The sequence below is a fragment of the Vibrio sp. 1151_11 genome (assembly GCF_029478525.1).
In the GTDB taxonomy this organism is placed as follows: domain Bacteria; phylum Pseudomonadota; class Gammaproteobacteria; order Enterobacterales; family Vibrionaceae; genus Vibrio; species Vibrio anguillarum.
In genome coordinates this window covers 1-5,540 of sequence record NZ_SHMN01000054.1, presented here as the reverse complement: position 1 = coordinate 5,540, position 5,540 = coordinate 1, and the positions used below count along the sequence as shown (strand labels likewise).

4 protein-coding genes are annotated in these 5,540 nt (G+C 40.7%); all 4 read right to left on the bottom strand.

Annotated elements, in window-relative coordinates; genetic code table 11:
* Window positions 1–558 precede the first annotated feature (558 nt).
* Window positions 559–1,350: a hypothetical protein gene (locus EXZ60_RS18345; protein WP_171751082.1), complete on the bottom strand. Its 792-nt coding sequence runs from the start codon at window positions 1,348–1,350 to the stop codon at window positions 559–561.
* Between the two features lie 153 nt (window positions 1,351–1,503).
* On the bottom strand, window positions 1,504–2,196 hold the full coding sequence (locus EXZ60_RS18335; RefSeq protein WP_239969787.1) for a hypothetical protein: 693 nt from the start codon (window positions 2,194–2,196) through the stop codon (window positions 1,504–1,506).
* Window positions 2,196–2,831 (bottom strand): DarT ssDNA thymidine ADP-ribosyltransferase family protein, encoded by a 636-nt coding sequence (locus EXZ60_RS18330; RefSeq protein WP_239969788.1) that lies wholly within the window; start codon window positions 2,829–2,831, stop codon window positions 2,196–2,198. The genes EXZ60_RS18335 and EXZ60_RS18330 overlap by 1 nt, the downstream gene beginning before the upstream one ends.
* 692 nt (window positions 2,832–3,523) lie before the next feature.
* Entirely contained in the window at window positions 3,524–3,892 is a 369-nt protein-coding gene (locus EXZ60_RS18325; protein WP_129533081.1) for a VOC family protein, read from the bottom strand.
* Between the last annotated feature and the right edge of the window lie 1,648 nt (window positions 3,893–5,540).

Below are 5,540 nucleotides of genomic sequence, written 5' to 3'. Positions count from 1 at the left end.
TTATGTGAATTTAGCTATGAATTCAAAGTAAACCACCGTAGAAATGAAGATATTTGAATAAGTTACGTACAAAAACGATGCTTACCAAAACCTAAATTTCACAGCGTTCTGAGCCAAAGAGAGCCACTTACAGAATCAACAACAAAGAAAGCGCCCTTTCAGCAACCGCTAAATTTTTTGCGTCACCAGATTTTCAGAGCTGAATGTCAGCAAGAAAATCAGTCAAAAAGACATTTCAATTAAAGCGATTTGAAACTGACGAAACTCAACACAAACCAGATCCAAAACTTAATTGAGGCAACCCAAGAACCTTGAAAACGATCAATCTCAGGTTGTTCACGAATCCATTTCGACCAAGCCAACTTGCCGAAAACACGAAACGAATTCTCAATGAAATCGTAGCTTGGACCCTAAAAACTGACCAAACACATAACGCCAAATTAAGGTGTGAACAACGCTTACACCTTAGTTAAAGCATTGTGCCATAAACACTAAACTGGCTTGAAGTGAAAGCACCGAGCGTTGTGAATCACTCTTAAATTTATTGTTATATGCGTACTAAAATTGAGTAAAATCTAGAAGTGTTGGAACTTTCACGACTCCAGATTGGATTGCTCCTATAATTGCGAGTATTAACGTCAAAAAAACTAAAGCATACTGTGTATATTGCGCATCTTTTTCTCTAGCACTCTCCATTTGATAACTTTCTAGGGTAGCTATAGCTTTGCCGGTAACTTTGTAATCGCCTCGCTCTACCACCACTAACTCACCAGACGAAACGAAAGAGTTTAAGTACAAGTCCATTCTTTTGCGGCTGTCTCTACCTTTAGGGTGAAGATACCAACGAGGAGAGTACAGTTGAGTCATGACTTCATGCGACGAAAATGCTTTAGATGGCTCGTTCAGTTGGAAGTCTATCAATGTACCCAGTAACTTCATTCTATGGGGGAATTGAAGCTTTTTACGGTTAAAGAAAAGCTGAGGTACATGATATTTCGATAAAGAGTACAGCGATCGAAGCTTATACAACCCTGTCTTTTCATTGACTACATAATCCCACAACGACCAATAAGTATGACTGACTAACCCATGATAATGATCTATTCGAATATCAAGCTTTTCGACCATTTCAAATGTCGAAGTAGCATCTAAGGAAAACCGTCTTCCGTCCCATGCTTTTAGAATAAGCTGGCTACCATCTATACTCTCTAGCAAATATAACGGTGCGCCTTCAAAGTAGAAGCCAACAGTATATAAATCAACCGATTTACCATCATCACCTGTTCTAGGAATCATGCCCTTCGCTAGCTTCGGTTCAATCTCTTTTAAGATACTCTCTAATTGCACCATTTTCTCCAAGCATATAACGCCCTGTTAAGGTGTGAGCAACGCAATACCGAAGCCGCCGCATATTACCTTAAACACTAAACGCAACGCATAGCAAAAATGCCAAGCGTTGCGAATCACTCTTAAACAGATTGTTAGCAGTACGCGCGCACCGTATCAAAACATATGCTTTTGAATAGTAATGTTTCTTTTTTGGTGTTCATAGTGCTCTGTAGTTAGTGCAAGAAACGCTTCAGGAGAACTTAAAGCCTCTTGCAGTACATCGTTGTATAGAAAGCTTCGATACAAAGCCACTGCATGAGCTTGGCAATTGATCGATTTTTCGGGATTGAACTCAATATCAGTGAAACCATCATAATCACGAATAGAAGAGCACAACTCTGTGTTTTGGACCAACGCGTTGATATATAGCCAATCATAAAAAAATGTTCTAGGTTCATTTGGGAAATCTTTGCCAAAAAACCTAAAGCCGACTAAATTGCCTGAATCTTTGATCCTGATGTCTCTCTTAGCCGAAAGCGAGTCAGCCAAGAACAAGTCGTTAAACGGTCCACCTTTTTCAAACACTTTGCTACCTTGGAAAGCAGATTCAACTGAAAATGAACGCTTATGTTTTATTGTCGTAATACGCAAGTTAAATGCACTCAAGGATACACCCAACTCATCTTCAGACTTACTAGAGATCTCAAGGAGATCTTCATAACCGTACACTTTGGCTTCTTGATGCAATGAGTGGATAGACTTCTGTTTTTGAGACACAGCAAAGCCGGAGTGCCATTTGAAATCAATAAGCCTCTCCTCGACACCTACCTTGTCGCGATAAGGTGAAAATACCGGTCTCTTAGCCATTATCTAAACTTCCTCTGGATATCTCGTCTCGATAGATATGTTACATTCTCTGGATGTATTTTGATAATCCTATCACCAACAATATCTTGATGATTCTTTTTGGCTTGTCGAGAGGTAAAAGCAATAGCAGTGATCATTTCAGGGGGAATGCCACCTTTCACTAACACTTCAGCCTGAACATCTGTAGGGTCATTTTCATTCAAATGTTGTTCAGCCCTTGTACTATGGTGCCCATCTATCTCTTCAAACATCGACTCAAACGAATGTGCTGTGCTCAATTGTTCTTCGAATTTGCCCCTAATTTCAGCACTTGCTGCATTTTTCCTACAAAATAAAACTTCTCTTTCGACAAGCACTTTTGGGGTTATTCCTAGCACACACCAATCAACTTTATTATCCTTAACTCGGTATTTATAAAACATTGGGTCATTTGGATGATGAATCGAGAGAGAGATTGTATCGGTATGGTTGTCTAGCCGATGTTCATCATTACATTTTACATCGTCACTAAGATCATCTTTGCATTTCAGCCCATGTTCCAAAATACTTGGTAAGTTTTCTAACTGAGTAAAGTGAATCAACACACCAATTTTTCGGCGTCTAATAACCTCAATAATTTCATCTTTTTTAGACATATAACTACTCCATATATGTTTTCTTAAGTATTGCTAACGCCCGGCTAAGGGGTTGACAACGCATCGCCGAACTCAAAAAACACACTGTAAACACTGAACTTCAATTTTGCACTAAAACCGCCACGCGTTGGCAATCCCTCTTGAGCCGTTTGTTATGCAAATTCAATGAGATAAACAGAATTTACACGACCAAAAGCCACAATTGCAATGGTTGAGTGATTCAAGAATCAACCCAAGCAAGAACTGTGATAAATGGGCCGCCAAAACAAAGTCCACCTTTCAGCAACCAACCAAGCTTTTGAATCAGGAAAACTCAACAAGCAAGACTTTCAGCAAGCACAAAATGCTCGATAAACTTGCCCTTTCCACACTTTGCACCCGCAAAACTGACAACGCGCCAACGCTAAAACCAATTGAGGCAAACAAAGAAATTTGCCTATTTTACGGTTTGAGTTAACCACGAATTTGAGGGTAAAAATGCTCATTTGCCGACAACACAAAACGAATGGCCGGAGAAATCCCAAAAGATTGAACCCCTAAATTTACCTGAGTTGCATAACGCCCGGCTAAGGGGTTGACAACGCACCGCCAAACCCAAAAAACACACCGTAAACACTGAACTTCAATTTTGCACTAAAGTCGCCAAGCGTTGGCAATCCCTCTTGAGCCGTTTGTTATATGCGTAGTTTCAACTACATAAAGACTGCTTCAAGTTTGTTTCCGTCAACATCTCGAACAAACGCCGCATAGTAAGTTTCACCGTACTCAGGACGCAAACCTGGCTTGCCTGCACACGAACCACCAAGCTCCAATGCAGTAGCATAAAACTGGTCAACGGCATCTTGATTCGGCGCATTGAAAGCAATGTGAGTACCGTTACCAGAAGATGCAACACTTTCGCATGGACAACCGACCCAAAACTCAAAATTTTCGCCGTAGGCAGCCGCTACATTTTCGATGTAATGAGAGCGTTTTATGGACAAAGCGGATAGAACTGAGTCGTAAAAAAACACAGCAGATGCCACATTTGAGACACCAACTGAGACGTGATTTAAAATCATTTTAAACTCCCTTTTACTCAAAGATTTTGAAAGCATATAACGCCCGGCTAAGGGGTTGACAACGCACTGCCAGACTCAAAAAACACACCGTAAACCCTGAACTTCAATTTTGTACTAAAGCCGCCAAGCGTTGGCAATCCCTCTTGAGCCGTTTGTTAGGCCAACCAATTGACACCGACACTTTCACAACCAAAGAACGAGCTTTTTTGTAAACTTGAAACAAACTAACCGATTCATTTATAAACCAAAATCTCAAATCAGCAAAGAAACCAAAAAACTCAAATTTAGCGATTTGGAAGAAAAGTGACGAGCGTAGCATGCTCGGCGGACGTTTGGATGCTGAAGGTTATTTTGCCGCTAAATTCACAACGAAAAGCAACCCAACGCGATCAAGAAACAACAAATATGTGATGACGATTTATTGCTTAATTTAAGCCAGAAAACATAGAATTTACCGTTCAATTCCAACTCGATTTAGCTGATAAAAACTCACTTTGCCTAACGCCCGGCTAAGGGGTTGACAACGCACCACCGAACTCAAAAAACACACTGTAAACGCTGAACTTCAATTTTGCACTAAAGTCGCCACGCGTTGGCAATCCCTCTTGAGCCGTTTGTTATGCAAATTCAATGAGATAAACAGAATTTACACGACCAAAAGCCACAATTGCAATGGTTGAGTGATTCAAGAACTAACCCAAGCAGGAGCCGAGATAAATAAGCCGCCAAAACAAAGTCCACCTTTCAGCAACAAACCAAGCTTTTGAATGAGACAAACTCAACGAGCAAGACTTTCAGCAAGTACGAAATGAGCGAATAACTTGCTCTTTCCACACTTTGCGCACGCTAAATTGACAACAAACCAGCACTAAAACTGATTGAGGCAAACAAAGAAATTTGCCTGTTTTACGGTTTGAGTTAGCCACGAATTTGAGGGTAAAAAAGCTCATTTGCCGACAACATAAAACGAACAGCCGGAGAAATCCCAAAAGATTGAACTCCTAAATTTACCTGAGTTGCATAACGCCCGGCTAAGGGGTTGACAACGCACCGCCGAACTTAAAAAACACACCGTAAACACTGAACTGCAATTTTGCACTAAAGTCGCTACGCGTTGGCAATCCCTCTTGAGCCGTTTGTTATGCAAATTCAATGAGATAAACTGAATTTACACGACCAAAAGCCACAATTGCAATGGTTGAGTGATTCAAGAACCACCCCAAACAAGAACGGTGATAAATGAGCCGCCAAAACAAAGTCCACCGTTCAACAACAAACCAAGCTTTTGAATGAGACAAACTCAACAAGCAAGACTTTCAGCAAATGCAAAATGCTCGATAAACTTACCCTTTCCACACTTTGCGCACTCTGAATTGCCAACAAACCAGCACAAAAACTTATTGAGGCAAACAAAGAACTTTGCCTGTTTTACGGCTTGAGTGAACCAAGAATTTTAGGATAAAAATGCTCATTTGCCGACAACACAAAACGAATGGCCGGAGAAACCTAAAAAGATTGAACCCCTAAATTTACCTGAGTTGCATAACGCCCGGCTAAGGGGTTGACAACGCACCGCCGAACTTAAAAAACACACCGTAAACACTGAACTTCAATTTTGCACTAAAGTCGCCACGCGTTGGCAATCCCT

Bases quoted from the DNA above. Each gene is read 5' to 3' on its own strand.
- EXZ60_RS18345 (WP_171751082.1), bottom strand. From the start codon at position 1,350: ATGGTGCAATTAGAGAGTATCTTAAAAGAGATTGAACCGAAGCTAGCG.
- EXZ60_RS18335 (WP_239969787.1), bottom strand. From the start codon at position 2,196: ATGGCTAAGAGACCGGTATTTTCACCTTATCGCGACAAGGTAGGTGTC.
- EXZ60_RS18330 (WP_239969788.1), bottom strand. From the start codon at position 2,831: ATGTCTAAAAAAGATGAAATTATTGAGGTTATTAGACGCCGAAAAATT.
- EXZ60_RS18325 (WP_129533081.1), bottom strand. From the start codon at position 3,892: ATGATTTTAAATCACGTCTCAGTTGGTGTCTCAAATGTGGCATCTGCT.